General features: G+C 63.0%; 26 protein-coding genes. 13 read left to right on the forward strand and 13 right to left on the reverse strand.

Features of this window, described 5'->3' with window-relative positions:
- Genes J2Y41_RS16730 through J2Y41_RS16740 form a run of 3 tightly spaced genes read left to right on the forward strand, consistent with a single transcriptional unit; the run spans position 1 to position 3,115 of the window.
- The gene (locus J2Y41_RS16730) at positions 1 to 1,179 is read left to right on the forward strand and encodes a GGDEF domain-containing protein (protein ID WP_309930127.1); all 1,179 of its coding nucleotides are present in this window, start codon (positions 1 to 3) and stop codon (positions 1,177 to 1,179) included.
- Positions 1,176 to 1,679 carry a hypothetical protein gene (locus J2Y41_RS16735; RefSeq protein WP_224094126.1) on the forward strand — a complete coding sequence of 168 codons (504 nt, stop codon included), beginning with the start codon at positions 1,176 to 1,178 and terminating at the stop codon, positions 1,677 to 1,679. Before J2Y41_RS16730 ends, J2Y41_RS16735 begins: the two co-directional genes overlap by 4 nt.
- Positions 1,676 to 3,115, forward strand: a complete 1,440-nt coding sequence (locus J2Y41_RS16740) for a bifunctional diguanylate cyclase/phosphodiesterase (protein ID WP_224166315.1) — start codon at positions 1,676 to 1,678, stop codon at positions 3,113 to 3,115. The genes J2Y41_RS16735 and J2Y41_RS16740 overlap by 4 nt, the downstream gene beginning before the upstream one ends.
- An 82-nt stretch (positions 3,116 to 3,197) precedes the next feature.
- On the opposite strand, the gene purL is transcribed toward J2Y41_RS16740, so the two are convergent.
- The 3 genes from purL to purS are packed head-to-tail and all read right to left on the reverse strand — an operon-like array spanning position 3,198 to position 6,530.
- Positions 3,198 to 5,507 carry a phosphoribosylformylglycinamidine synthase subunit PurL gene (purL, locus tag J2Y41_RS16745; RefSeq protein ID WP_224094127.1) on the reverse strand — a complete coding sequence of 770 codons (2,310 nt, stop codon included), beginning with the start codon at positions 5,505 to 5,507 and terminating at the stop codon, positions 3,198 to 3,200.
- Complete coding sequence (purQ, locus tag J2Y41_RS16750; protein ID WP_224166317.1) at positions 5,504 to 6,277, reverse strand: phosphoribosylformylglycinamidine synthase subunit PurQ; 774 nt, start codon at positions 6,275 to 6,277, stop codon at positions 5,504 to 5,506. The genes purL and purQ overlap by 4 nt, the downstream gene beginning before the upstream one ends.
- Position 6,278: 1 nt before the next feature.
- Positions 6,279 to 6,530, reverse strand: coding sequence for a phosphoribosylformylglycinamidine synthase subunit PurS (gene purS / locus J2Y41_RS16755; protein WP_011773385.1), 252 nt, complete (start codon positions 6,528 to 6,530; stop codon positions 6,279 to 6,281).
- Positions 6,531 to 6,786: 256 nt separating this feature from the next.
- Here purS and J2Y41_RS16760 point away from each other — a divergent pair, with 256 nt between their 5' ends.
- Together J2Y41_RS16760 and J2Y41_RS16765 are read left to right on the forward strand one after the other, a co-directional pair.
- Entirely contained in the window at positions 6,787 to 6,972 is a 186-nt protein-coding gene (locus J2Y41_RS16760) for a hypothetical protein (RefSeq protein ID WP_224094129.1), read from the forward strand.
- A 121-nt stretch (positions 6,973 to 7,093) separates the two neighbouring features.
- Positions 7,094 to 7,384, forward strand: coding sequence for a DUF1540 domain-containing protein (locus tag J2Y41_RS16765; protein WP_223935708.1), 291 nt, complete (start codon positions 7,094 to 7,096; stop codon positions 7,382 to 7,384).
- 129 nt (positions 7,385 to 7,513) lie between these two features.
- On the opposite strand, the gene J2Y41_RS16770 is transcribed toward J2Y41_RS16765, so the two are convergent.
- A complete protein-coding gene (locus J2Y41_RS16770; RefSeq protein WP_309930133.1) occupies positions 7,514 to 8,452 on the reverse strand; it encodes a phosphoglycerate dehydrogenase in 939 nt (312 codons plus the stop codon).
- A gap of 261 nt (positions 8,453 to 8,713) precedes the next feature.
- Here J2Y41_RS16770 and J2Y41_RS16775 point away from each other — a divergent pair, with 261 nt between their 5' ends.
- Together J2Y41_RS16775 and J2Y41_RS16780 are read left to right on the forward strand one after the other, a co-directional pair.
- Positions 8,714 to 11,638, forward strand: a complete 2,925-nt coding sequence (locus J2Y41_RS16775; RefSeq protein WP_309930136.1) for an exo-alpha-sialidase — start codon at positions 8,714 to 8,716, stop codon at positions 11,636 to 11,638.
- Positions 11,639 to 11,987: 349 nt separating this feature from the next.
- Complete coding sequence (locus J2Y41_RS16780; RefSeq protein ID WP_309930246.1) at positions 11,988 to 15,065, forward strand: S8 family serine peptidase; 3,078 nt, start codon at positions 11,988 to 11,990, stop codon at positions 15,063 to 15,065.
- A gap of 68 nt (positions 15,066 to 15,133) precedes the next feature.
- Here the strand turns inward: J2Y41_RS16780 and J2Y41_RS16785 are convergent, their stop codons facing one another.
- From J2Y41_RS16785 to J2Y41_RS16800, 4 genes are read right to left on the reverse strand one after another with little or no spacing between them, the layout of a single operon-like run.
- Entirely contained in the window at positions 15,134 to 15,523 is a 390-nt protein-coding gene (locus tag J2Y41_RS16785; RefSeq protein ID WP_224094133.1) for a serine protease inhibitor, read from the reverse strand.
- 57 nt (positions 15,524 to 15,580) lie between these two features.
- A complete protein-coding gene (locus tag J2Y41_RS16790; protein ID WP_396133555.1) occupies positions 15,581 to 16,525 on the reverse strand; it encodes a 3-methyladenine DNA glycosylase in 945 nt (314 codons plus the stop codon).
- Positions 16,482 to 17,096 carry an SSI family serine proteinase inhibitor gene (locus J2Y41_RS16795; RefSeq protein WP_309930139.1) on the reverse strand — a complete coding sequence of 205 codons (615 nt, stop codon included), beginning with the start codon at positions 17,094 to 17,096 and terminating at the stop codon, positions 16,482 to 16,484. The genes J2Y41_RS16790 and J2Y41_RS16795 overlap by 44 nt, the downstream gene beginning before the upstream one ends.
- 24 nt (positions 17,097 to 17,120) lie before the next feature.
- Positions 17,121 to 17,387 carry a helix-turn-helix transcriptional regulator gene (locus J2Y41_RS16800; RefSeq protein ID WP_309930141.1) on the reverse strand — a complete coding sequence of 89 codons (267 nt, stop codon included), beginning with the start codon at positions 17,385 to 17,387 and terminating at the stop codon, positions 17,121 to 17,123.
- A 65-nt stretch (positions 17,388 to 17,452) separates the two neighbouring features.
- Here J2Y41_RS16800 and map point away from each other — a divergent pair, with 65 nt between their 5' ends.
- Positions 17,453 to 18,223 carry a type I methionyl aminopeptidase gene (map, locus tag J2Y41_RS16805; protein ID WP_309930143.1) on the forward strand — a complete coding sequence of 257 codons (771 nt, stop codon included), beginning with the start codon at positions 17,453 to 17,455 and terminating at the stop codon, positions 18,221 to 18,223.
- A 7-nt stretch (positions 18,224 to 18,230) separates the two neighbouring features.
- Here map and J2Y41_RS16810 read toward each other — a convergent pair whose 3' ends face one another.
- Positions 18,231 to 18,719, reverse strand: coding sequence for a MarR family transcriptional regulator (locus J2Y41_RS16810; RefSeq protein ID WP_309930145.1), 489 nt, complete (start codon positions 18,717 to 18,719; stop codon positions 18,231 to 18,233).
- Positions 18,720 to 18,805: 86 nt separating this feature from the next.
- Here J2Y41_RS16810 and J2Y41_RS16815 point away from each other — a divergent pair, with 86 nt between their 5' ends.
- From J2Y41_RS16815 to J2Y41_RS16830, 4 genes are all read left to right on the forward strand, one after another.
- On the forward strand, positions 18,806 to 19,030 hold the full coding sequence (locus J2Y41_RS16815; RefSeq protein ID WP_224094137.1) for a hypothetical protein: 225 nt from the start codon (positions 18,806 to 18,808) through the stop codon (positions 19,028 to 19,030).
- A 120-nt stretch (positions 19,031 to 19,150) separates the two neighbouring features.
- Positions 19,151 to 19,381 (forward strand): hypothetical protein, encoded by a 231-nt coding sequence (locus J2Y41_RS16820; protein WP_224094138.1) that lies wholly within the window; start codon positions 19,151 to 19,153, stop codon positions 19,379 to 19,381.
- 254 nt (positions 19,382 to 19,635) lie between these two features.
- Positions 19,636 to 19,995, forward strand: a complete 360-nt coding sequence (locus J2Y41_RS16825; protein ID WP_224094139.1) for a lipopolysaccharide assembly LapA domain-containing protein — start codon at positions 19,636 to 19,638, stop codon at positions 19,993 to 19,995.
- Positions 19,992 to 20,171, forward strand: a complete 180-nt coding sequence (locus J2Y41_RS16830) for a hypothetical protein (RefSeq protein ID WP_309930148.1) — start codon at positions 19,992 to 19,994, stop codon at positions 20,169 to 20,171. The genes J2Y41_RS16825 and J2Y41_RS16830 overlap by 4 nt, the downstream gene beginning before the upstream one ends.
- A 101-nt stretch (positions 20,172 to 20,272) precedes the next feature.
- On the opposite strand, the gene J2Y41_RS16835 is transcribed toward J2Y41_RS16830, so the two are convergent.
- The 3 genes from J2Y41_RS16835 to J2Y41_RS16845 all read right to left on the reverse strand — a co-directional run bounded on the left by J2Y41_RS16835 (position 20,273) and on the right by J2Y41_RS16845 (position 24,500).
- Complete coding sequence (locus tag J2Y41_RS16835) at positions 20,273 to 20,572, reverse strand: DUF4193 domain-containing protein (protein ID WP_224094141.1); 300 nt, start codon at positions 20,570 to 20,572, stop codon at positions 20,273 to 20,275.
- Between the two features lie 156 nt (positions 20,573 to 20,728).
- On the reverse strand, positions 20,729 to 23,227 hold the full coding sequence (locus J2Y41_RS16840) for a glycoside hydrolase family 3 C-terminal domain-containing protein (RefSeq protein ID WP_309930150.1): 2,499 nt from the start codon (positions 23,225 to 23,227) through the stop codon (positions 20,729 to 20,731).
- Between the two features lies 1 nt (position 23,228).
- On the reverse strand, positions 23,229 to 24,500 hold the full coding sequence (locus J2Y41_RS16845) for an MFS transporter (protein ID WP_309930152.1): 1,272 nt from the start codon (positions 24,498 to 24,500) through the stop codon (positions 23,229 to 23,231).
- Between the two features lie 135 nt (positions 24,501 to 24,635).
- On the opposite strand from J2Y41_RS16845, the gene J2Y41_RS16850 reads away from it, so the two are divergent.
- Positions 24,636 to 25,250: a TetR/AcrR family transcriptional regulator gene (locus J2Y41_RS16850; RefSeq protein WP_224094147.1), complete on the forward strand. Its 615-nt coding sequence runs from the start codon at positions 24,636 to 24,638 to the stop codon at positions 25,248 to 25,250.
- Between the two features lie 237 nt (positions 25,251 to 25,487).
- On the opposite strand, the gene J2Y41_RS16855 is transcribed toward J2Y41_RS16850, so the two are convergent.
- Positions 25,488 to 26,111 carry a TetR/AcrR family transcriptional regulator gene (locus J2Y41_RS16855; protein ID WP_309930154.1) on the reverse strand — a complete coding sequence of 208 codons (624 nt, stop codon included), beginning with the start codon at positions 26,109 to 26,111 and terminating at the stop codon, positions 25,488 to 25,490.
- Between the last annotated feature and the right edge of the window lie 93 nt (positions 26,112 to 26,204).

A 26,204-nucleotide genomic window follows, 5' to 3' on the forward strand; every position in this document is an offset into this window, starting at 1 on the left:
ATGGTGCTCGACTCGTTTTCGGTGAGGATAGCCCTCGGAGTGGTCACCTTGACGCTCTTCGCGCTGTTCCTCGCCTCGTATCGGCGCACCCGGTCACCCTACGCGGGTTGGTGGAGCCTGGCCCTGCTGCAGTTCATGCTGGGAAACACCGCGTTCCTCCTGAATGGAACATCGGCCCAGCACTGGGCCAACCCTTCCGGCAACGTCCTGGTGGTGGCCGGAGCGTTCAGCGTCTGGGCGGGTGCCCGTACGCTGCGGGACCTTAAAGCGGCACCGTGGCAACTCGCCGTCGCTCCCGTCATCACCGCGGTGGCCTCCGTGCTGGAAAGTCCCGGCTCCAACGTGTGGTCGGGCGGCTTCGTGTACCTGGCCATGATGACCCTGGGCATCGCACTGGCGGCCCGTGACTTGTGGTTCATCAAGGCGACCCACTCGCAAGTGCACAAAGCACTCTCCCTGGCCGCCGGACTTCTGGCGATCTACTACCTGGGCCGTTGGTTGGTCTACGCACTGGAAGGCCCCGGCAGTGCAACATTCCGTCTCTATTTTGGTCCTGCGCCCTCGGGCCTGGTGTCCTTGGTGCTGCTGGTGACGGTGTCCTTCAGTATGACCACGTTAAGCAGCGACCAACTGATCAAGGGCCTGAAGGAACGGGCCACCAAGGACCACCTGACAGGTCTCCTCAACCGGGGAGCCTTCCTGGACCTGGCATCCACCGAACTCAAACGACTGCGCGCCAATGATTCCGGTGCCGCAATAGTCCTGGCTGACCTGGACCACTTCAAGCTGGTTAACGACGCCCATGGGCACCGGGCAGGTGACGTCGCATTGAAGGCTTTCGCCGAAGCCTGCACGTCCTCGGTCAGGTCAACGGATCTCATCGGCCGGTATGGCGGCGAAGAATTTGTTCTCTTCCTTCCCGGAGCCACGCAGGAGCGGGCCCAAAGTATTGCGGTCGAGATCAGCCGCCGTATGGCTTCCACCGAGGTTCCGGAGGGCGTGTCCTTCCCCACCATCAGCTACGGAGTCACGGCAAGCACCCCCGCTGCCCCAGACCTCACCTCCATGATCGAGGTGGCAGACGCAGCCCTGTACAGCGCAAAAGCACAGGGAAGAAACCGGATTGTAGGAGCAGACCGCCTCCAGGCGGCCACTATCGCTGACGAGGCACGATCATGACAATCAACGAACTCACCACCCGGATCCAGATCCAGCACAACCAGGAACTGAGTGCCTTCCGGCACGACATCACCAGTGCTCCGTACCAGGCTGGAACACCCGCAGCCTTGAACGTGGCCCGGCGTTCCGTGCGGATGCAACCCGTCCAGTCCGTAGGCGATGACAGCGCAAACCTGACCATCGTGGCCGACGTGGAGGGCCTTGCATGGTTCACAGCAGATAAAGGGCTCCTGGGCAGTTGCATTACGGTCTCCATAGCCGGCCACCGGCGAAACACCGGAACGCGTGTACCTCTTCCGCTGGCCGAATGCGATGCGTGGATCGAAGCCATCCTCGGAGGTTCCTGGATTACGCACGTGTACCGGGCCGGGACTCCCATTGAAGGAGACGGCAGGCTCGATGTCGCCTCGTACCGGCTCTTCCTCGACGAACGCCGAAACCCTGTTGCCAAACCGAAAGCCGTAGCTGACGACACCCTGCGTCGCATGGAAGCGTCGTGAACGCAGCCCAGCCCAGCACAACCCAGCCCAGCCGCTCCTTCCCGGCCGACATTGACGCCCGGATCGCGAAACTGGAGCGGCACATCAGGGCGCTAATGGAGGAGCTCCACCAAGCACGGCACGAGCAGCGGCGCGAAGTCTTCACGGACGCCCTCACGGGGCTTGGCAACCGTGTGGCTTTGATGGATGCCTTCGTTGAAGCGCAGGAGGCTGCTGCCGGGGGCGCGCCCCCAGCAGCTCTCCTCCTCGTAACCCTGGATGGCTTCAAGGGACTCAAGAAGTCCGCTGGCTATGCTTCCGCAGACCAGATTCTGGTCACGGTCGGGATGCGGATCCGCTCTGCGGTCCGGGAGAACGACGTCGTTACCCGCCTGGGTGGCGACGAATTCGCTGTGCTGTTGCCTGCCACGCCGCAAAACCGGGCGGCCGCCGTCGGAAACCGTATCCTTGCGGCGCTGGAACCCAACATCGACCTCGGGAACAGCAGTGTCCGCTGTGGTGCCAGCATGGGCCTTCGGATTGCAGAGCCGCACCATAGCGTCGAGGACCTTCTCCAGGAGGCCGATATGGCGATGGAGGAATCCAAGAGCGAGGGCCGGAACAAGCTCAAGTTGTTCGATCCCTCCACGCTTCATGCCCGGCAACTCCAGCGCCAGATTGTGGGGGAGCTCCGGGAAGCCATCCGCTCGGACCAGCTGGTCCTCTTCTACCAGCCGATCGTTGAGCTGGCCACAGGCCGGATAGAGGGCACCGAGGCCTTGGTCCGCTGGAACCACCCTGTGCGTGGATTGATCATGCCGGACCACTTCATCCCCGTTGCAGAGGCCACAGGCTTGATTGCAGAGTTGGGCCGGTGGGTCCTCCGGGCAGCCGTGGAGCAACTGCGTCAGTGGCGGGACAACCCGGCCACGGCACAACACCATTTCACGATGCGAATCAATGTCTCCGCTGCGGACCTGCAAAGCCTGGAGTTCGTGGACGACGTGCGGGACGCACTGGTCAAAACGGGTCTGCCACCGGAATCACTGGTTCTGGAGCTCACGGAGAGCGCCGTCATCCAGAACAATGAGCTGGACCGTTACACCTTGGCGAGCCTGCACCGCCTGGGTGTTGGGTTGGAGATCGACGACTTCGGGACGGGCTACTCGTCCATGGGATATCTCCGAAAACTTCCGGTGGACCGCGTGAAAGTGGACCGGCAGTTCGTCCAAGGGCTCGGTAAGGATTCGACGCAACTTGGCTTCCTCGCCGCGATCCAACAGGTTATCCGCTCGTGTGGCCTTGAGGGCATCTGGGAGGGAGTCGAAACGGCGGAAGAGGCCGAAGCGCTTCGAAGCATCGGGTGCACGAGTGGCCAAGGCTATTACTTCGGCCGCCCTCTGCCCGGGCCGGAATTCACGGCCCAGCTGTCCCGCCAACAGACCTGGCCCGCTTAAACAGCAACGCGGGGTCACTTACGGCCCATCCCGAGGGGATTTATGGGCTGTAAGTGACCCCGCGTTGCTTGAGCGAGGAGGCTTAGCCGAAGTACTTCGGCAAGGTGGCCTCGTGTGCTTCACGGAGAGCGTCCAAGGACAGCTCGTCCACGCCGTTGATCTCCAGCTTTCCACCGGCAGCGTCAACCACGCCGATCCGGAGGTGGGCGAAGCCGCGGGCGGTGCACATGTCCTTGAAGCGGACTTCCTCGGAGCGTGGCACCGAGACGATTGCACGGGCCTGCGACTCGGAGAAGAGGGCGGTGAACAGGTCCACGCCGTCGCGCTCCATAAGTTCCTCAAGGGCGATGCGGGCGCCCACGCCATAGCGCAGCGAGGACTCAACCAGTGCGGCAGCGAGGCCACCCTCGGAGAGGTCGTGTGCTGCATCCACCATGCCGTCGCGGGAAGCGTTGATCAGGATCTCGCCCAACGCACGCTCAGCTGCGAGGTCCACCTTCGGCGGCAGGCCACCGAGGTGTCCGCGGAGGTTGGACCATTCCGAACCGTCCAGCTCTGCTGCGGTGGTGCCGAGCAGGTAGATGGCCTGGCCGTCCTCGCGCCAGCCCGACGGCGTGCGGCGGGCGACGTCGTCGAGCTTGCCCAGGACTGCCACCACAGGGGAGGGGTGGATGGGCGTGGTGCCGGTCTGGTTGTACAGCGAGACGTTGCCGCCTGTCACCGGGATGCCGAGCTCCATGCAGGCGTCTGACAAACCACGGATGGCCTCGGCGAGCTGCCACATGACGTCCGGGTCCTCGGGGGAGCCGAAGTTCAGGCAGTCGCTGACGGCCATCGGAACAGCGCCGGAGGTGGCGACGTTGCGGTAGGCCTCAGCCAGAGCCAGCTGTGCACCCTGGTACGGCTCAAGGTAGGTGTAGCGGCCGTTGGCGTCGGTTGCCAGGGCAACGCCCAGGCCGGTTTCCTCGTCAACGCGGACCACTCCGGCGTCGTCAGGGAAAGCCATGGCGGTGTTGCCGCCCACGTAGCGGTCGTACTGGTTGGTGATCCAGTCCTTGCTGCACATGTTCGGCGAAGCGACCAGTTCAGTAACGGCAGCAGCCAGTTCCGACGGAGCGGAAGGACGGTTGGCGTCCTCAACGGAACCGGTGAAGGAGTTCGCCTGGACCGAGTCCTGCCATTCCGGGCGTGCGAACGGGCGGTCATAGACCGGGCCGTCGTGCGCAACGGTGCGGGGATCGACGTCGACGATTACTTCGCCTTCCCAAGTGATGATGAGGCGACCGGTATCGGTGACCTCACCCAACCAGGAGTACTCCACAGCCCACTTGTCCATCACAGCTTCGAACGCTTCGATGTTCTCCGGGGTGACCACGGCCATCATGCGTTCCTGCGACTCGGACATGAGGATCTCGCCCGGAGTCAGCGTGGGGTCGCGCAACAGGACGGAGGTCAGTTCAACCTCCATGCCACCGTCGCCGTTGGAGGCGAGCTCGGACGTGGCACAGGAAATACCTGCGGCGCCGAGGTCCTGGATGCCTTCAACCAGCGAGCCCTTGAAGAGCTCCAAGCAGCACTCGATGAGGACCTTCTCCGCGAAGGGGTCGCCCACCTGGACGGCGGGGCGCTTGGAGGGCTTGGTGTCATCGAAGGACTCCGAGGCCAGCACCGAAGCGCCGCCGATGCCGTCGCCACCCGTGCGGGCACCGAACAGAACAACCTTGTTGCCCTTGCCGGAGGCGTTGGCGAGGCGGATGTCCTCGTGGCGCATGACGCCCACCGCGAGTGCGTTCACCAGCGGGTTGCCCTGGTAGACGGAGTCGAAGACCATTTCGCCGCCGATGTTCGGCAGGCCGAGGCAGTTGCCGTAGCCGCCGATGCCTGCCACGGCACCGTGCATGACGCGGGCAGTGTCCGGGTGGTCGATCGCGCCGAAACGCAGCGGGTCCATTACGGCGACGGGGCGTGCGCCCATGGAGATGATGTCGCGGACGATGCCGCCGATGCCGGTAGCGGCACCCTGGTAAGGCTCAACGAACGACGGCGAGTTGTGGGACTCGATCTTGAACGTCACGGCCCAGCCGTCGCCCAGGTTGGTGACGCCGGCGTTCTCGCCGATGCCCACCAGCATGTCCTTCTTCATTTCCTCGGTGACCTTCTCGCCGAACTGGCGGAGGTGGTTCTTGGAGGACTTGTAGGAGCAGTGCTCGCTCCACATGACGGAGTACATGGCCAGTTCGGCGCCGGTGGGGCGGCGGCCCAGGACCTTGACGATCTCGTCGAATTCGTTCTTCTTCAGGCCCAGCTCGGCCCACGGGAGTTCCGTGTCCGGGGTCTTGGCAGCGTGCTCAACAGTATCGATGTTGAACTTCTTGGTGGTTTCCGTGGTCACTTGTCGCCTCCCACAATCTTGTTCAAAACGGAGGTGAAGAAGCCCAGGCCGTCGGTGTCGGAACCGCCGATTCCGTCAAGCGACTCGGGTCCGAAACCGACCTCGACCGCGTGCTCGGGGTGGGGCATGAGCCCAACCACGTTGCCGGCGGCGTTGGAGATGCCCGCGATGTCGCGGCGGGAGCCGTTCGGGTTGAAGCCAACGTAGCGGAACACCACGCGGCCCTCAGCCTCAAGGGCGTCCAGGGTCTTCTCGTCGGCGATGTACTGGCCGTCCTGGTTCTTCAGCGGCACAGTGATTTCCTGGCCGTTTTGGTAGTCCAGGGTCCAGGCAGTATTGGCGTTCTCCACGCGCAGCACCTGGTCCCGGCAGATGAACTTCAGGTGGTCGTTCTTGATCATGGAACCGGGCAGCAAGTGCGATTCGGTCAGGATCTGGAAGCCGTTGCAAATACCCAGCACGGGGAGCTTTGCGTCCGAGTTGGCGGCATCGATGATCTTGGTCATCAGCGGCGCGAAACGCGAAATAGCGCCGGCACGGAGGTAGTCACCGTAGGAGAAACCACCGGGGATGATGACCGCATCAACATCTCCGAGTTCGGTGTCTGCATGCCAGAGCGGAACCGCCGTGGCGCCTGCAAGCCGCACTGCACGGGCGGCGTCGCGGTCGTCAAGGGTGCCGGGGAAGGTCACGACGCCGATTTTGGCGCCGGCCAAGCGGGGCTCGGCGGCGACGGCCACGGCCTCGCCAATCAGGGGGATCGAAGTCATATCAGGCCTCGACGACCTCGACGTTGACAACATCCTCGATCACCGGGTTGGACAGGAGGGTCTCAGCGGCCTCACGGGCCTGGGCCAGGATAGCGTCGGTCACCTCGCCGTCGACTGTCAGTTCGAAACGCTTGCCCTGACGGACTGCGCTGAAGCTGTTGAAGCCGAGGCGGGGCAATGCACCCACGATGGCTTTCCCCTGGGGGTCCAGAATCTCGGGCTTGGGCATGACGTCAACGACGATCCGGGGCATCCGGTAACTCCTGTGCGTGAGTTGGGTGAACCTTAAATAAGGCTGCCGCGGAGGTTGCCGTCTCACGCCGTTCAACTGGGTTTCTACAGCGTGGGGGCGCTCCGCGAGCTTGCACACCCATCTTACCGGGACCGGCGCGCATACCCTATTCAGCCGGATTCCGCGAGGAGCCCCCGCCGATCGCCACCAAATTGGGGGCAATGAAAGCCCGACGGCGGCACTCGCCGGGCGTGGCGCCCGTCACTAGGATTGTGGCATGGCGGAGAAACCGAGGTCGATGGTGCTGGGCGTCGTAGCCGCAGCTGTTTTTGCGGGTCTGGGACGAATGGTCATCCAAAAAATCAAGGCGGACAGGGCGGCGAGGGAACACCACGTGACAGCCCCGTTGGATAAGGAAACACGCGCAAAGATCAGCGACGCCCTCCGCGCCCCGAACAAGTAGCGGCATTAGCGCATGTACAAATGCGCTATTCCAGCGGGTTAAATCCGGCAAAGACGGCGTAGTTTGGGGACTACACGTGGGGCCAGGCCCCCGTTGGATCCGGATCCAACCAGGAGGAACAATGACCGAACACATTGCCGAAGTATCCGCCTGTAGCGTTGGCAGCTGCGGCTTCAACCACGACGGATGCACTGCTTTTGGAATCACCATTGGTGGAAGCCAGGACCATGCATCCTGCGCCACGTTCATCGATACCAACGCCATGGGTGGCCTTCCCAAGGTCCTTGCCCACGTGGGTGCTTGCCAGCGGTCCGAATGCATTCACAACAACAACCTCATGTGCGAAGCCCACGACGTCAAAGTCGGTCCCGGCCGCGAGGCTGCGGACTGCCTGACCTACGAGCACGCCTGACCTAACTCTCGCGAAAGGGTCCGTCCTCCCGGGGGCGGGCCCACTTTTTCGTGCCCGCCCCGCCCAACTAGGTCGCAGCTGAGCGCGTTTTGACGGCTCTAAACGCGCTCTAATGCGACTCAGTTGGGGTCAGCGGTCCACGAGGTTGGTCAAGGCCCGGCCCTCCTGAAGGGCTGAAAGGTTGGCAAGGACCAGCTTGGCTGTGCCCTTGGGGCGGTTGCCTGCCACGTGCGGGGTAATGATCAGGTTTGGGGTGCTCCAGAGCTTGGAGTCTGCGGGCAGGGGCTCCTCCTTGGTGACGTCCAGTGCAGCCGCCCGGAGGCGACCCTCGTGCAGCGCGGCTACGAGGGCATCCTCATCGACGGTGGCCCCCCGGCCCACGTTCACGAAAATGGCGGACTCAGGCAGCGCGCGCAGGAGGTCGTCGTTCAGGGCGTTGGTGGTCTCGGGGGTGGCCGGGAGGATGGATACGAGGACGTCGGTGGTTCGAAGGACGTCCGCAAGTTCCCCTGCCGCAGCGACAGGGAAGCCGTAGCGCTCACCCCGCGAACCCGCAACGCCCGTGACGTTTGCGCCCAGGGCGGCCAGCATGGGAGCGAGTCGTCCGGCGATGGAGCCGAACCCCCAAATGGTGACGTTCGCGCCGTCGAGCGTGTAGAGCTGCTCCGTGTCTGGACTGGACTGCGCTGCGTTATAGGCGCGGTCCCACGTCGCGGCCTTCTGGGCCTCGAGGAGCTGATCGAGCCGGCGCACCGTCGCCAGGATAAGGGCAAGGGCATGCTCGGCCACGGGGCCGTCGTGGAGTGATCGCCCCGAAGTAATGGCCACATTGTCCGCAAATCCTGCTGCCACCACGGAATCGGGCCCTGCGGCGAGGGTCTGGACGAGTTTGAGCCGGCTCAAACGCTGGGCTGCGTCGGCCAGGTTCGCCGAGGTGTTCTGCCAAACAACCAGGACCTCGGCGTCCAGGTGCTCGTCCGGAATGGGCTGGTCGACGCGGTACACGAACACATGGTGGGCGGAGCCGGACAGGTCCAGGGTCACGGTATTGGGGACGAGGATTTTCACTGCAGCTCCATCGCTAGAAGGTAATGCCGGTATGTCCACGAGGTTAGCCCGACATGGGGCCGCGGGGCTTCCCCGGCTTCATCCCTAGCAATGTGACGACCAACACCATATGGTTGTAGGACGTTCGACGTGGCACGTAATACGAGGTATATCGCTGCATCGATTCGATCCCGCACACGGCGAGATGGCAGATAGCGCCAATGTTTGAGCCAAGCATTGGCGCGAAATGCCATCTCGGCGCAGCTTCGAAAGGACACAAAATTGCTCGCACGCATCGCAGCCACTGGAGCCCTGAGCCTGGCCCTCCTGGCCAGCCTCGGTCTTCCGGCTACGGCAGCCCCGATTCCCCCGAACAACCCCACAGCCGCCCCTGGCAGTTTCGCCGAAGCAAATCTCGCCGCTGATCGCACAGCCGCGAACTTCTTCTACCGGATTCCTGCACTCACCTACTTGGGCAATAACGTGGTCCTGGCTGCATGGGATGGCCGTCCCGGCTCAGCCGCCGATGCTCCCAACCCGAACTCGATCGTGCAACGCCGCAGCACGGACGGCGGCCAGACGTGGGGCCCTGTGCAGGTCATTGCGGCCGGACACGTCGCCGATGCCAGCGGCCCGAAGTACGGCTACAGCGACCCCTCATACATCTACGACGCCGAGGCAGGCAAAGTCTTCGCCTTCTTCGTCTATTCCAAGGACCAAGGCTTCGGCGGCAGCCAGTTCGGCAACGACGACGCAGACCGGACCGTGATCTCCTCGGCGGTTATCGAGTCCTCTGATGGCGGCGTTACGTGGAGCCAGCCACGGCTCATCACCAATATCACCAAGCCCGGGACCAGCAAGAGCAACCCCGTGGCTGGCGATGTACGTTCCAACTTCGCCTCTTCGGGCGAGGGCATCCAGCTCAAATACGGGCCACACAAGGGCCGACTCATCCAGCAGTACGCGGGCGATGTCCGCCAGGCCGACGGCACCAACAAGATCCAGGCCTACAGCGTCTACTCGGACGATCATGGCGTCACCTGGCACAAGGGTGCCAACGTGGGTGACCGCATGGACGAGAACAAGACGGTTGAACTCTCCGACGGCAGGGTCCTGCTGAACTCCCGCGACAACGCCAACCAGGGCTACCGCAAGGTGGCAATCTCCACGGATGGTGGTGCCACCTACGGTCCGGTCACCCAGGATACGGAGCTGCCGGATCCAGCCAACAACGGGGCCATTGCCCGGATGTTCCCGAATGCGGAGCAGGGTTCGGCGGACGCCAGGAAGCTGATCTTCACCAACGCCAATTCCAAGACCGGCCGCGAGAACGTCTCTGCCCGGGTATCGTGCGACGACGGCGCCACCTGGCCGGGCGTCCGAACCATTCGTTCCGGCTTCTCCGCCTACTCCACGGTGACCCGCATGGAGGACGGCAAGTTCGGCGTCCTCTACGAGGGCAACTACACGGACAACATGCCCTTCGCAAAGTTCGACGACGCCTGGCTGAACTATGTCTGCGCACCGCTTTCCGTCCCTGCCGTCACCACCGCTCCCGGTGCAACCCAGCAAGTCGCCGTGACGGTCACCAACCAGGAGGCCACCACGATCTCCGGCGCCAACGCCACCGTCTACACGCCGAGCGGCTGGTCGGCCACCACGGTGCCGGTTCCCGACGTCGCGCCTGGTGCTTCGGTGACCGTCAACGTAGCGCTGACCGCTCCGGCGAACGCCAGCGGTCCGCAGAACCTTAACGCAGCATTTACGACGGCGGACGGCAGGGTTTCGCAGTTCAGTTTCACGGCGACGGTCCCGGCGGCCCCGCAAGTGGGGCTTACCATCACAGGCTCTGCGCCTGCGCGTGACGTTGTGGCCAGCCCGTATCAGGCTGGGGAGGCACTCAGCTACTCCTTCACTGTGAAGAGCACGTCCAACGTCACGGCAAACGCCGTACCTGTTTCGGGGAGCTTCGACTCCGGTTTCCTGCCACCGACTGCACCCAACTGCCGGTTCAACAACCTGGCCGCCGGCGCCAGCTACAACTGCACTACCGCCAAGCATGTGCTGACTGCCGAGGACATCGAGCGCGGCTACTTCGTGCCCGAGGCGAGCTTTACCATTACAGCCAGTTCGACGCCGTCACTCACCAAAACGGTTCTGTTCACTGGCGCTGCGGTGGCCCTGCGCGACGGCCTGGTGGCAGCGGACATCAGCGGGGCGCGTACCGACGTCGGGCGTGACCTCGCAACCCAGCCCTACGCAGCAGGCGACCTTTTCCCTTACGCGTTCACGGTGAAAAACACGGGTCCGCTCGTGGAAAACGTGGTGCCCACCGCCGGCAACTTCAGCCCCTTCGTCCCTGAGGGGCCCGGCAATTGCCGTTACCTCACCCTGCCGGCCGGGCAGAGCTACCAGTGCGCCATGCCGCGCCACACCGTCACCATTGAGGAAGCCGAGCAGGGTTTCTTCGTTCCAAGCACCAGCTGGAAAGTCAGCTCGGCGGGCCAGAGCACAAGGAACTACGGGATCGACGGTGGCGAGGTGGACTTGAAAGTCCGGGAACCGAAGCTTGAAGGAACGGTTTCCGCGGTCTGGGAAGACGCCGACGGTGACCGCTTCGCCAGCGCAGGCGATCCTGTGACGTACACCTACACCGTGGGCAACGCCGGCAATGTGGCGCTTACGGGCCTTGAGGCAACAGGGTCTGGAATCACTGAAACTGCCCTGCCCATTGGCGGCACGGCGACGGCCACGCGCGTCCATGTGCTCACCGCCGGGGACGTCGCAGCCGGAAGCCTCGCCGCCGCAACTTTCGATGTGACGGCGCACAACGGCACCAAGGAAGTGTCCGTCACTGCCGAAGGCGACGCGCTGGCCCTCAACGTCCAGCCCGCAAAGCCGGAAACCGAGCCCGCGCTGAGCATCCAGGACTTCGATGGTCAAACGGCATCGTTTGATCTGGGCACGGGGGAGAAGTATCGCAATGGCCAGAAAGTGACTTTGAAGGGCTTGGAATACGGGCAGTGGTACTACGTATATCTGAACAAGCACAGTTACCGGCTCGGATGGATCTTTCCCATCACGGATAACACCGTGGAATTCATTCTTCCATCGGATGTAAATAATGGTCGCGACGATGTTGTGGTCCTGGATAAGGACGGTACGCAGGTCTCGTTTGATCGCCTGCAGGTGACGCCAAAGGGCTAGCGGCAGCGCCTGGGTAAAACAGCGGACCACAGAAAGTTTCCTGCGGTCCGCTGTTTGCCGTCATATGACCTGAATTTGGTGCGGCGACAAGACAAATTCCCCGAAATGTGCTGTATGTCATATTTTGCTCTCAGTCTGTACTCTGTGACTCGACTGGTTGCGCATTTTTGACAAGACCTGTCACGAACGCAGCGATTCAAATGTTGACAGACCCAGGCGATGGAGCCCGGGCCTCACTCAGTGAAAGGTGCCATCACTCGTGAAATCACAAGGAAAGAGCTTCGTCAGAAGCGGGGGGCTTCGAAAGGCAGCGGCTCTGGCCGTGGGCTTGCCATTGCTGCTCTCTTCCATGGCGTTGCCGGCCCAGGCAGCTCCCTCCCCGGAGACCGTGTCCGGGAATCCGGCAGGCGTGGCCAAGAAGAACCTTGACCCCAGCGCCTACAAGGACGGCCGCTACATGGTTGTCCTGGCAGAAAAGCCTGCGGCTACATACGACGGCGGTACGCCGGGTTTTGCGCCCACCAAGCCGGAAGAGGGCAAGAAGCTCGATTCCGGCAGCGTCGAGGTGAAGGAATACCAGGAACACCTGCAGCAGGCGCAGCAGGACGTTGCGCAGCAGGAAAACGTCACCATCGAACGTGACTTCACCACCGCCGTCAACGGTTTCAGCGCCAACCTGACGGCAGAGCAGGCCATCAACCTCGCCAAGGACCCCAAAGTCCTGATGGTCGCACCGGACACTCAATACGCACCTGACTACTCCACCACCGATTTCCTGAAACTCAGCGGGCCCAACGGCACCTGGGCAACGCAATACGGAGGCCAGGAGAACGCCGGAAAAGGCACTGTTGTTGGTGTCATCGACACCGGATATACCCCCTCCAATCCTTTTTTCGCAGGCGATCCGGTCGGCCCGCTGGTCGGCGACCCCCAGGTGGGCGTCCCTTACCGGACCGCTGACGGCAAAATCGCGATGCTGAAGGCAGATGGCGATACCTTCATCGGCGAATGCCAGCCCGGTACGGACACCGGCGCCAGTTACGACGGCAGTGCCTGCAACTCCAAAGTACTCAGCACCCACTACTTCGCGGATGGCTTCCTGGGAAGTGTTCCCCCGGAAAACCGTGCCCCCGAGGAAGTCATCTCGCCCGTAGACGTGGACAGCCACGGCACCCACACCGCAAGCACAGCGGCAGGTAACGGCAACGTCGACGCCGTGGTGGACGGCCGCAGCTTCGGTATCACCAGCGGCATCGCACCCGCCGCCAAACTCTCCATCTACAAGGTCTGCTGGGAAGACACAGATCCCACGACGGGCGGCTGCTACGGCTCCGCATCTGTTGACGCAATCGAACAGGCCATCCTGGACGGCGTGGATGTGCTGAACTACTCCATCTCCGGTTCCACCACGACCACTACCGACCCCGTATCGCTGGCTTTCCTTTCCGCTGCGTCGGCCGGGATTTTCGTGGCAACCTCTGCCGGGAACTCCGGACCAACGGCCAGCACCGTCAACCACGGAGCACCCTGGTTGACCACTGTGGCTGCGACCTCTTTCTCGCAGGAACTGCAAGGCACCATTGAATTCTCCGATGGCAGCAAATTCCGCGGAGCGAGCATCATGAACCATGAGGTGAGCGGGGCCGGCGTCGTGCTTTCCAGCAACGCTGCAAGCGGTGAAGGCAACGCAGCGCTGTGTGCTCCAGGCTCGCTGGATCCGGCCAAGGTGACCGGCAAGGTTGTTGTCTGTGACCGTGGCGTGGTTGACCGCACCGCCAAGAGCGCGGAAGTCCTCCGGGGCGGTGGTGTCGGAATGATCTTGGTGAACCTGGTGGAATCGTCGCTGGACACGGATAAGCATGCTGTTCCCACCGTCCACGTGAACCCTCCTGCCACGCAGGCCATCAAGGACAAAGTGACGGCCAACCCCGCCATCACTGTGTCCTTGCTGGACCACGACACCACGGGCCTGCCCCTTGAGGCGCAGCCGCAGATCGCCGGATTCTCGTCCCGCGGTCCCTTGCTGGCAACGGATTCAGACCTTCTGAAGCCCGACGTTTCAGCGCCCGGCGTCGCTATCCTCGCTGGCGTTTCACCCATCGGAACCGGTGGAGACAACTTTGGTTTCCTGTCGGGAACGTCCATGGCTTCCCCGCACGTGGCCGGTTTCGGCGCCCTGATCCTGGCCAAGAACCCGAAGTGGTCCCCGGCAACGGTGAAGTCGGCCATGATGACCACGGCCGGTCCGGTGAAGCTGGCCAACGGCGCCATCAACAAAGATGTCTTCGCCACCGGCGCAGGGCAGGTCGATCCCGCCAAGGTCCTCAGCCCAGGCTTGGTTTACGACGCCACGATCGAGGACTATCTCAAATTCGTTCAGGGCACGGGCATGGACCTCGGTATTGAGGGACTGGGCACAACGCAGCCGCGGGACATGAACGTCCCCTCGTTTGCGCTGGGCAACCTGGCCGGCAAGATCGAGGTCACGCGTACAGTTACCGCCCTGACGCCCGGTCTGTACCGCGCCTCCGTCAACGTTCCCGGTGTCAACGTCAAGGTCACCCCGTCGGTGCTGAACTTTGGCGCTGCGGGTGAAAAGAAGACGTTCAAGGTGCAGTTCGAGAACAACAATGCAGCTTTGGGCAAGTTCGCCATGGGTTCACTCACCTGGCAGGGCGCAAACAAGACCGTCACCTCGCCCATTGCCGTCCGTCCGCAGTCTGTCATCGCTGATAAGGCCATGGCGTTCACGGGAACTGGCCCCAACGGCTCGGCGGCCATCAACATCGTCTCCGGCACCAATGCACCGGTGGGAGTCACGGTTGATGGGCTTTCCAAGGCGGATTCCTCAGCAATTGAACTGGTTCCGGGACCCTTTGCCGGTGAGACCAACGCCTCGAACTTCGTCAAGAAGGTGACGGTGGGGGAGAACAGCGCCTTGGCCAAGTTCTCGGTCATATCCTCGGACGAAGCCGCGGACTTCGACATGCTCGTCCTGACCCCGTCGGGCCAGCAGCTCCCGTCCGCGACCGCCTCGGCCAGCGAATCCGTCACCGTGGCCGATCCCGAGCCAGGCGACTACTACGTTTTCGCCAACCTTTACGCGAGCCCCAACAACCAGCCCACCAAGGCAACAGTTGATGCCGCGGTCCTGGGGGCCAACGAGGGCAATGCCACGGTGACGCCCAACCCGATCCGACTCGCCAACGGCAAGGCCGGCACCATCTCGCTGAACTGGACCAACCTTACGCCGGGCTCCTACATTGGACGCCTGACGTTCGAGGGCACCAGCGAACCCAGCTTCGTCACGGTAGTGGTGGGTCCTGCCGGTGCCGCGGTTGTTCCGGATAACGAGAACCCAACGAAGGGAAAGCAGGACACGAAGATCCGCGCAGACGAGCCAACGCAAAGCAATAACGCAAGCTAGCTCGTCGAAATCACAGCAGTGGCCGGTGGATGATTCCGCCGGCCACTGCTGTTTCGTCCGGGGTGTACCTAGATGGCGCCGGTTGACGCTCCAGCGCCGCCCAGGAGTGGCGCCATGGCCCGCCAGCGTGCGATCTCGCAGCCATCGGTCCGGCTGAGCTTGCTGTGGACCTTCCGCCCACGGAACCAACCTGTCACCAGGGCCACCTGCGGGCCCCCGTACTGTTGCGTGCAGATCCGGTCCGGACGCGGAACCGGGAAGAACACTTCCTCGCCAAACTGCTCGACGGCGGCAAGGGCTGCCGCTGCGTCCGGCAGGTTCGAGTCGATCGAGCCCGGCTCCGGAGACAGAATGCCCTTCGCGGACCGCAGGTAGAACTCAGTGGGCGCGGCGCCAGGTGCCTCTGTCAGCGTGACGGAGAGGTCGACGTCGTACTCGCTGCTGTCGGGAGAAACCATGGTTACCTTTCGCTGGTGGCGACGGGTGCTTGCGGCAAGAGTCCCGCGAGACGTTCCCTACAGAAGCGGTTCGATTGCCTGAAGCACGCGGGCCCGCAGCGTCTGGGATTCGGCTGCAAAAGCCCGCTGGTACTCAACGTACTCGGCCTTGCCCTGCGGTGTCTCGATCCTGATGGGCGGGTAGCCCCATTCTTCGAGGTCGTAAGGGGAAGCCTGCATGTCCATGGTCCGGATCCGCCACGAAAGTTCGAAGCAGTCCATCACCAGCTCGCTGGGCAGCGCCGGAGTCAGTTTGTAGGCCCATTTGTACAGGTCCATGTTGGCGTGCAGGCAGCCCGGTTGTTCCATGGTGCGCTGGTTCCCGCGTGTGGGCGTGAGCTCGTTGAGCGGGACGGCGTCCGGTGTGTAGAAGCGGAAGGCATCGAAGTGGGAACAGCGGATACGGTTCTGCTCCACCACGGTGTCAGTGCCCTCCGCGCCAAGCCGCAGTTTCAAGTACTCGTGCCGCAACTCGAATTTCTCCTGTCGGTACACCATGGCCCACTCATGGAGGCCAAAGCAGCCGAACTGACCCGGGCGCTTCGCGGTGCCGCTGAGGATGATGCCAGCGAAACTGACGGCCTCGGCGCGTTGGGCCATGAAACTTTCCCTGTCAAAGGTGACGGCGGGCGTACCTGGCGGCAGTCCGACGGCGGCGAGGTCGCCGTCGTCGAGCACGCGGTAGAACTTCCAGCCGGCGCGCTCAAGGACGCGCTCGCCGCTCAGCACTACGCCGTGGCCGGGATGCCAGCGCAGCAATTGACCGGGTTTCTGGGTGTAATACGTGAAGAGGAAGTCCTCCACGGGGTGTTTCTTTCCTGCCGACCGGCGGGCCAAATATGGGTCCGCGTAGCGTGCGACCCGCGCATGATGTGCTGCCTCCATCCCGAGCCACTGCTCTTGGGGGAGGTGCTGCGGCCTAAGCTGCTCCACCGCTGGAACCGATAATGGCGCTGGCCGCATCCCACAAGGCGATCTGGCATCCGTCGGTACGGCTGTAGGAGACATGGACTTCCACGCCGTCAACGGCGCCAGTCACCTTGGCTGTTTGCGGGCCGCCGTACTGCTGCGTGCACGCTTGGTCGGTCTTGATCGGGGCAGGGCCCAGGAGCGAAGGATTGTTCTTCAGTGCCGTGCAGGCCGCGTTCGCGGTGGGGTGTTTACTTTCGGCTGCCGGGGCGCCGTTTATGCAGACGAGCGTATAGTTCTGCGGTGCTGCATCGGCGGCCTCCAGCACGATGATGGATAGTTCAGCGTTTCCCTGTCCCGGCGTGGGCGTGGTTCCGGGCAAGCTGGGGTCCGGTGTTGTGTCTTCGGGGCCGAGCGTTGTGGGCACCTGGGTTGGCGTTGGGTTGGCTTGTGTGGCGCTCGGAGATGCGCCGCTTGGACTGACGGACGACGACGGCAAGGGGGCAACGCTGCTCGACCCACCCGGGGCGGGGGTACCCGAGCAGCCGGCCAGGCCAGCGAGGGCCAGGACAGCAATGAGGGGCCGAACGGCTTGTAGGTGCCGGACGAAGTGGCGCGGGCGCATTGAATCTCCTTGGTTGCTGCCGTTTTATGCCGGAGCGGCAATGCTTTCGGGCTGGCTGATCCCTGCCCACACCTCATCAAGGGACAGCCCGAGGACATCTGCTATGGCTGCGATGGTCTGGAATGCCGGGGTTGCCACACGTCCGGACTCGATCTTCCGGAGTGTCTCCGGCGAAACCTGGGCCTCGAGCGCAATTTCCAGCATGGAGCGCCCTCCTCGAGCGCGACGCAACATGGCGCCGAGACGATGTCCGCGCTCGACCTCTTCAGCTGTGAGTGGCAATCTGACCATGGCTCCAATTCTAATACCGGGATAATATGGCCGGGATAGTTATTGGTTGAATGGGAGGGCGCCGCATGATCGAGATTCTGAACCGCACTGAACTGCATCGGGCGAAGGAGGCCGGAGCACTGGTTGCCGAGATCCTTCAGGCAATGAAAAGCCGCAGCGCAGTGGGCGTCAATCTCCTGGAGATCGATCAGTGGGCACAAGCCATGATCGCGGAGGCGGGGGCCCAGTCGTGCTACGTAGACTATTCGCCCTCCTTTGGGCGCGGTCCTTTTGGGCACTACATCTGCACGTCCGTCAACGACGCCGTCCTCCATGGACTGCCTCATGACTACGCGCTTGCTGACGGCGACCTGGTGTCCCTGGACATCGCTGTTTCCAAGAATGGGGTCGCCGCAGACTCCGCTATCAGCTTCACGGTGGGCGAGTCAAAGCCCTTGGAGAGCTTGGCAATGATCGACGCGACTGAGCGGGCGTTGAGTGCAGGGATAGCAGCGGCCGGTCCTGGCGCCCGCATCGGTGATATCTCCCATGCCATAGGCTCGGTCCTCAGCGAAGCCGGATACCTCATCAATACCCAGTTCGGTGGTCACGGCATCGGATCGACGATGCATCAGGACCCGCACATCGCCAATACCGGGAGGCCGGGCCGTGGCTACAAATTGCGCCCGGGACTACTGCTGGCGCTGGAGCCATGGGTCATGGCGGACACCGCCCAGCTCGTTACCGATGACGACGGGTGGACGCTGAGAAGCGCAACAGGTTGCCGCACAGCCCACAGTGAGCACACGATAGCCATCACCGACGACGGGGCTGAGATTCTCACCTTGGCGCGCTGAGTGGGTCTCAGGTGCCGCTGCGCTGGGTCGCCGCGATCAGGCCGGTCATGGCTTGGTGGAGTTCGGCCACCTCCTCGCGGCTGAGTTGCAGGCGCTCCCGGATTGCACCAGGAACCGCCGTTGCCTGATCCCGAAGTGCTGCTCCCTTTTCCGTCAGCTTGACGGCAAGCGCGCGCTCGTTGCCAGGCACGCGCTCGCGCGTAATCAGCTGTGCTTCCTCAAGTCGGCGCAGGAGTGGGGACAAGGTGGCGGGCTCGTGGAGGAGGCTGTCGCTAATGTCCTTTAGTGTCCTGGGGCTCCGCTCCCAGAGTGCAAGCATCACAAGGTACTGCGGATGCGTCAGCCCGAGCTGTTCGAGGATGGGCTTGTAGATGCCCACAACGCTCCGCGAGGCAACCGTCAACGCGAAGCACAGTTGGCGTTCCAAAAGGAGGTCGTCAGTCTCGCTGGCCTGGCTTGCCTCATTGGTCAGGCTCGTCTCCTTGGTCTGGGTCATGGCGGCCTTCCCTTCCGATTAGTTAGTGCACTAATTGTTAGCGTACTATGAACTTGTTGAACCGTCTAAAAGAGGAGTCGATCCGCGTGGCAAAGGAATCCTTTACCCAGAAGTTCATGCGCGCTACGGGAAAGCTGAGGGTCATCTTTGGCCCCGCACACAGCAGCTCCATCGATCACGAAATGACCGAGGCCAACCGCAGGCTCCTGGCCCAACGCGAGGCGGAGACGCAGCAATGGGAAACCCTTCGCCGTCCGGACGGCAGTACGTATGTGGTTCCCCGTAATCCAGACGACAAGTCGCTGCGCTAAGCCTTTTCGCCCGCCGCGATTCCGCGCCTTTTCCGGCCTGCGGGCGTAAAATTGGCGTACTGGTACGGCATGCGCCGTCCTGCCGCTTTTCTCTCTCCCGTTGAAAGGAGGTGGAAGAACATGGGACGCAAGTTGGAAAACTTTCAGCACGTGACCGAGCGGCTGCAGTCCGTATTCGGACCAGCAACCCATGGGGACACGGATGCCCCTGTTGTGCACAAACACGACGACTTCGAAACGGCTTCCGAGGAAGACTTGAAGACCTTTGACATTGAGACCGATTCCGAAGGCCATCACTACGCTGTCCGGAACAACGATCCAGGGCCAACTTCAACCGACTACAGCGTATGACCACCAGTAACTGTGACCATTCCTAACTGTGACAGGCAGTAACAACGGCACCCAAATACCGAAGGGCCGGACCGCGAACTCCGGTCCTTCCTTGTGTAGGGCAGGCCTTAAGTAGGGTGGGCTTCCTGCCGGCCGGGCTTGCTTCCCGGGATCCTGCCCGGGCCCCTGTTGAGCCACTTATAAGCATGCTTATTATATGAGTGCATGGACATGTGATGGGCACGCATACGTTCTGGGAAATGAGGGGGCTGTCAATGAGCGCTCAAGATGATGCCGCAATGGCCCGGGGAGGCTCTGGACGGGCCGATCACCCGCAGCGACGGGTCGCGCCGGGCAATTCCCGGCCCACGCGAACAGCAGCAATCTGGGTGGCAGTAGCTGTGGGCCTGGTGGTGTTGGTCCTGTTGATCGTCTTCTTCGTCCAGAACCAGGACATGGTCACTGTTCGCTTCTTCGGATTGGAAGGGGCGCTCGCCCTCGGCACCACGCTGTTCATCGCAGCTGTTGGAGGAGGCGTGCTGGTGGCGCTGGCCGGCGGTGCGCGGATTCTTCAGCTCAGGGTGAGCAATCACCGGCGCCAGAAGATGATCGGCGGACAAGGAGGCGGACTATGACGGACACTCCGCTGGAGGACGACAGGTCGCCGGACCGGCCTGATCCAGAGGGTGGCAGGGAGGCTGCCGGTCTCCTTGGTGACGCTCTTTCCCCGGTGGTCGCCCCTGAATACACCGACGAGGAGCGACTGTCCGAACCCGATAAGGAGGGCAGGCAGGAAGCGGGCGACAAGTAATTAAGTGCGGAAGGACCGGAGCATGTGCTCCGGTCCTTCCGCAATTAATCCCGACGGCGGCACTCCCTGACGATTCATGTTCCGCCGGGGTGGTGGTCGTCTTAGCCTTCGCAGTCAGTGCAGTAGGCGACGCCATCCTTTTCGCGGGCAATCTGCGAACGGTGGCGGACCAGGAAGCATGAGTTACAAGTGAACTCGTCGCTTGCCTGGGGGATGACCTGGATGATGAGTTCTTCAGCGACGATTTCGCCGCCGGGACCGTTGGCATCCAGGCCGTCGGTTTCGTCGAGTTCAAGAACCACGCTCTTGGCCGTGGGGGCGCTGGCGGACTGGAGCGCCTGGAGGGACTGCTCCTGGTTCTCTTTTACATCGGTACGGAGTTCGTCGTAGTCGGCTGCCACTTTTTGATGCCTCTTCGTGTTAGGGGGTTACCGGGTATGCAACGTACAGCATGCCATGAAAATTCCATACCATACCCCAGATACGGCGCTTGTGGCGAAAACCACGTGCGTGGCGGCCCAAAAAGGCCGCCGCGCCGCGCCAATTGCCCTCTATTATTACCGCACCTCGATGTCCAGAGTCTGGAAGCTGTCCGCAACATGGCGACCCACCAGCAGGCGGAAGCTTCCACGCTCGAACTGCCAGCCGCCGTCGTAATGCGCGAAAGCCTTTGCCGGGATGCGGACTTCAACGCTGTCAGTCCCCGCCGGAGCAAGGTGGGTTCCTGCGTAGCCTGCCAACCAACGGACCGGACGTTCCACAGCGGAACCGATGCGCTCAAGGTAGACCTGAACCACTTCACGTCCCGTACGCGTGCCCGTGTTCTTCACCGGGACATGCACAACCACGTCGTTGCCGGCCGTGACCGACTGTGGTGCGTGGGCGGTGCCGAACTCGAAGGTCGTGTAGCCGAGCCCGAAGCCGAAAGGCAGCGCCGGAGCGGGGCCCCCTTCGCCTTGCTGCTTGAGCCACGCACGGTAGCCAACATGAATTCCCTCGGAGTAGACCACCTTGCCGTCCACGGGAGTGGTGTTCAGGACCGGAACATCCTCCAAGGCTGCCGGCCACGTGGTGGGGAGCCGACCGCCAGGTTCCTCGGCGCCCAGCAGGATGTCTGCAATCGCGTTGCCGAACTCCTGGCCACCGAACCAGCCCAGCAGCACCGCGTTGACGTTCTTGAGCCACGGCATCACCACAGGTGAACCCGAATTCACCACCACCACCGTGCGTGGGTTGACCGCGGCGACGGCTTGTACGAGTTCGTTCTGGAACCCCGGGAGGTCCAGATCCTTTCGGTCAAAGCCCTCGGATTCGATGGCCGCATTGGTTCCGACGACCACCACGGCTACATCTGAATCCCGGGCGGCTTCCACCGCGGCGTCGATCTCCGCCTGAGGATCCGCCACCACGGTTTCTTCGCCCAGCAGGATTGCCGTGAACGGGATGATCTGTTCCTTGGGCAGGCGGTATTCGGCTTCGATACGCACCAGCTGGCCGGCTGCGGTCTCAACTGCGTGAACAGTCTTGGGCGGATCGAAGAGCGCGGCACCCAGGACATCGGTGTCGTCCTGGATTTCGTCGTTGAAGACTTCGGCTCCATCCAATGAGAGGCGGATGTGCCCTACTGTGCCCACTCCGAGGTGGTGGACACCTGCGGAATCGGCTGTCCAGTCGGTTTCCATCCGGATGATGGCGGCGCCTTCCGGGATGCCGATGCCGAACCAGATCAAGTGCGACGCCAGGCGGTCTTCGCCCGAGAGTTCCGTGCCGTCTTCTGCGAGGAACGTCACGCGGATCCCAGGGACATTGGAGACCGGATTGTGCAGTGAAGTCCGGGGGAACGCCTGAAGGCCCTCGGCCACCTTCGCGCCACGCGCATAGGTGACTTTGACGTCGTCGGGCAGTGCTTTGCGCAGCCCCTCCAAGGGCGAGACGGTGTACTTGGGCATCACCGTGGCGCTCCCGCCGCCCTGCGTTCTGGCCTCTTCAGCGTTGTGACCGATCACGGCCACGCTCTTGAGCGTCGCGGCATCCAACGGAAGGATGCCTCCCTCGTTACGGACCAGCACTGCGCCACGGACGGCAACTTCACGCGCGACGGCGGCCCCGTCCAGTTTCGCGGGGAGCCCGGTGACAGCGGGTTCGAAGCCTTCGAGGGCACCGACGCGGGCAGCGAGGCGCAGGATACGGGTGACCTTTTCCAGGATGGCCTCCCGGCTGACGCGGCCGTCCTCGACGGCGGCCAGAAGTTTGGGGCCCCAGTGGCCTACCGGTCCGGGCATTTCCAGGTCCTGGTGGGCGTTTGCGGCATCAACGGAACGCACTCCCGTCCAGTCGGAAACCACCACCCCGTCGAATCCCCATTCTGTGGAGAGCGGGGATTCCAACAGCTTGTTTTCGCTCGCCGTGGTGCCGTTGATGGAGTTGTAGGAGCTCATGACCAGCCAGGCGCGGGCCTCCGTGATGGCGTCTTCGAACGCTGCCAGATAAAGCTCGCGCAACGGGCGTTCGTCCACCACGGAGTCCGAAGTGAAGCGTTCCGTCTCGGCCTCGTTGGCCAGGTAGTGCTTGGGAGTCGCCCCTATGCCCATGGACTGCACGCCGGCAACGTATCCGGCGGCCATGGTTGCCGTGAGCCGCGGGTCCTCGCTCATGCACTCGAAATGACGGCCACCCAGGGGTGAACGATGAAGGTTGATGGTTGGGCCGAGTACGGCGTGGACGCCCTTGCGGCGGGCCTCCTGGCCGAGGACCTGGCCGTAACGGCGAGCGGTTTCTACGCTCCACGTGGCGGACAGGGCGGACGACGACGGCAGGGAGATTGAGTCGTGGCGCTCGTCGAAGTCTTCGCCGCGGACGCCTGCCGGACCATCGGACATGACGATGCGGCTGAGACCGATTTCCGGGATGGCATGGGTGGACCAGACGTCCGCTCCCGTCAGTAGTTGGATCTGCTGCTCCAGGGAGAGGCTCTGTGCGAGTTCCCGGATGCGCTCTTCGGCGTCCGGCGATCCGGTCTGCGGGGCCGTGACAGCGGCCGACAATGTGGGGTTCATTTTATTTGACTCCTTTGATACGGGTTACGAGGACGGCACCGACGATGCCGATCACAGCGCCACCGAGGAACAATGCGGGGTAACCCCCAATGGCAATGACAGGGAAGGCAACGGCGGGTACGAGCGACTGCGGGAGGGCCTGTGCGATGTTGAAGACACCGAAGGTCTTGGCGTTCTCGGTCTGGCTGCCGGGGAGCAGGTCGGCGATGAGGGCGACGTCCACTGCGCTGAAGACTCCGAGCCCGAGGCCCAGGATGGCTTGGCCTGCCAGGACCTGACCGGTGTCGGTGCTGGTAGCGATGACGATCAGCCCCACCATCATCACCAGGGCGGAGATGATCACCATGCCCTTGCGCTTGCCGACGCGGTCGCTGATCCAACCGCCTGCGAGGCTGGTGATGACAGTGCCGGCAGAGCTCACCAGCGTCGCTTGGAACACCAGGCTGGTGACCTGGGATTCTGCAACGTGGAGGTGGTCCGCGAAGAAGTACGGCAAGTACAGGAGCCCTGCGCAGTAGCCCATGTAGACCATGAACTTGGTGAGCCAGGCCCAGCCAAGGCCCGGGTAGGTGCGCGGGTTGAAGTAGAACGAACCCAGGATCTCTTTGAGGTTCAGTGGCGCCGGCTTCTCGGTGAGGACGCGGTCCTTGAACGTGAAGGCGAACGCGATTGCGACGGCGGTTCCCACGACACCGGGGACCACGGCCATCTGCAAGGCGTTGTCGAACATTTGCGCGAAGAACGCAGCGGCCACGAGCCCGATTGGCAATGTCATGCCGATCAGCCCGGAGAGGCGCCCGCGCTCGGAGGGGGCTGCTTGGTCGGGGAGCGTGGCTACAAGGGCGGCCAGTGCCGCGTTGAAGCCCAGCTGTGCCAAGACCCAGGCGATGAGGACCGTGCCGACATCTGCGGCCGACCCCAGCAGGAAGAGTGATGCCAGCCCGAGCAGTGAGCCGCCGACGATCCAGGGCTTGCGCATTCCGAAGCGGGACGTTGTGCGGTCGCTCAGGCGTCCGAAGAGCGGGTTGGCCAGCAGGGCTATCGTGGCGCCGACGCCTGCCACCAAGCTCAGTGCACCGGCGCGGGTGTCCGGGGTGGTGATTTCCGAGACCTTGATGGCCAAAACCACCAGCGCGGGGGCCAGAACGGCCATCCAAAGACCTGCGCTGGCGATTGGCATGCCGATGACGTAGGCGCGGGGAGCGCGGGCCGCTTCGACGACTGCAGCTTCGGTGCCGGCCGCCGGCGCCTGTTGTTTGAGGTTGAGGGCCACATTGCCTCCTGATGAACGGGTGACCCACCGTTGGGTCTCGAGAAAGACTTTAGCGACAAAAATCGAGTGTGACTAGATTTTTGAGTGATAAATCTAGGATGACTCGATTTTTGATGCGTGAAATAGACTGACTCAATGTCAACTTCCAAGGCCCGCGGGCAATACGCGAAGGGTGCGGAACGCCGCGAACAGATCATCCAAACGGCGACGGACGTCTTTGCGACCGAAGGTTTCGAAGGGACTGCTCTCAAGCGCGTGGCGGAACTCGTGGGGGTCAAGGAAGCCACCCTCTTCCACTACTTCAAGGGCAAGCAGGAACTCCTCACCGCAGTCCTGGCAGAGCGTGACCGGCGGTCCATGTCAGTGGTCGGCCAAGAGGAAGCGGGGCTTGGCCTCATGGCGCCGATCGCCGAGCGGAACCGGCACGAGCCAGGGCTGACCACCCTGTACGCTGTCGCATCGGCCACAGCCAATGATCCCGGACATGACTCCCACGGCTACTTCAAAGAGCGTTACGAGGACTTGGTGCAAGGCCTTACTGAAGACATCGCCCGCCGGCAGCAAACCGGTGAAGTCCGGAGCGACGTTGACGCGGCCCTTCTCTCCAGGTTGGTTGTTGCGGCGTTCGATGGCCTGCAGTTGCAGTGGCTCTATGACAAAGACGTGGACATGGCTGATGGGCTCAGGCAGCTCATTGACGTCCTGCTGGCGCCGGTGCAGCGCGGCAAAGGTGAACGCGGCAACGGCTAACGCAAGGAAGGACCGGGGCGTCAGTGTACCGGATCGAAGGCGAGGGCGGCCGCGACCGGAGCATTTGGCCGCGGATCCTCGGGCAGGTCAGGGATGGCCCCGAGTCGCCGTATGATCTCCGGGGCCATCATTTCCTGCCATCGCAACTGCTTTTCGTAGTGCCTGGCGCGCAGTGACGGCGTGTCCGCGGAGCATCCGCAGATCGGGCTTGCGTTCAGTCGCTCGGCTGCGCCCTCCTCAGCGGCGGCTCACGCGTGGCAGCAACGCGAACGCGCTCTCGGCAATTCGGGTCAAGCGGGCAGGGCTGTGGCCGTACGCACCGACGACGTCGGTCCCGCGGATCACGGTTAGCACGAGGAATGCCAGATCTTCAGCATCGGCATCCGGGTCGATGTCTCCGTTGCGCTGCGCCGCGCGCACACACTCGGCCACCGCCGTCACGAGCATAGAGAAACATTCGGCAGCAATGCGCTGCACCTCGGCGTCTGAGGCACCGATCTCCAGAGCCATCTTGCCCGCGAAGCACGCAGCCGCCGCCCGGTCGGTAGCTGGGGGCACATCGTCGGCTAGAGGCACCCCGTGGACGGCGCGGAGCAGGTAGCTGTGGAGCCGTTCCAGTGCGCCGTCGTCCGGGCCGGCGAGAACCTTCGCCGGAACGTTTCCCAACCGGTTGAAGTATCCGGTCATCGCTTGCACCAGCACACCGTGTTTACCGTCGAAAGCGGCATAGAGACTGCCGCGGCCCAGCCCGGTGGCTGCGCTGATGTCGTCCACGCTCGTGCCGTTGTAGCCCGACTCGCGAAATTGCCTCTCGGCGGCATGGAGAACGTGGTCGCGGTCGAAAGTTCGTGGTCTCGCCATACATCCAAGATAGAGCCGAAAGGTCGTAATTGACAAATCAGTACAGAACCTTCTAGCGTTGTTGACTGTTCAGTACATAAATGTCTGACTCCC

This window comes from Arthrobacter sp. 1088, from assembly GCF_031455315.1.
In the GTDB taxonomy this organism is placed as follows: domain Bacteria; phylum Actinomycetota; class Actinomycetes; order Actinomycetales; family Micrococcaceae; genus Arthrobacter.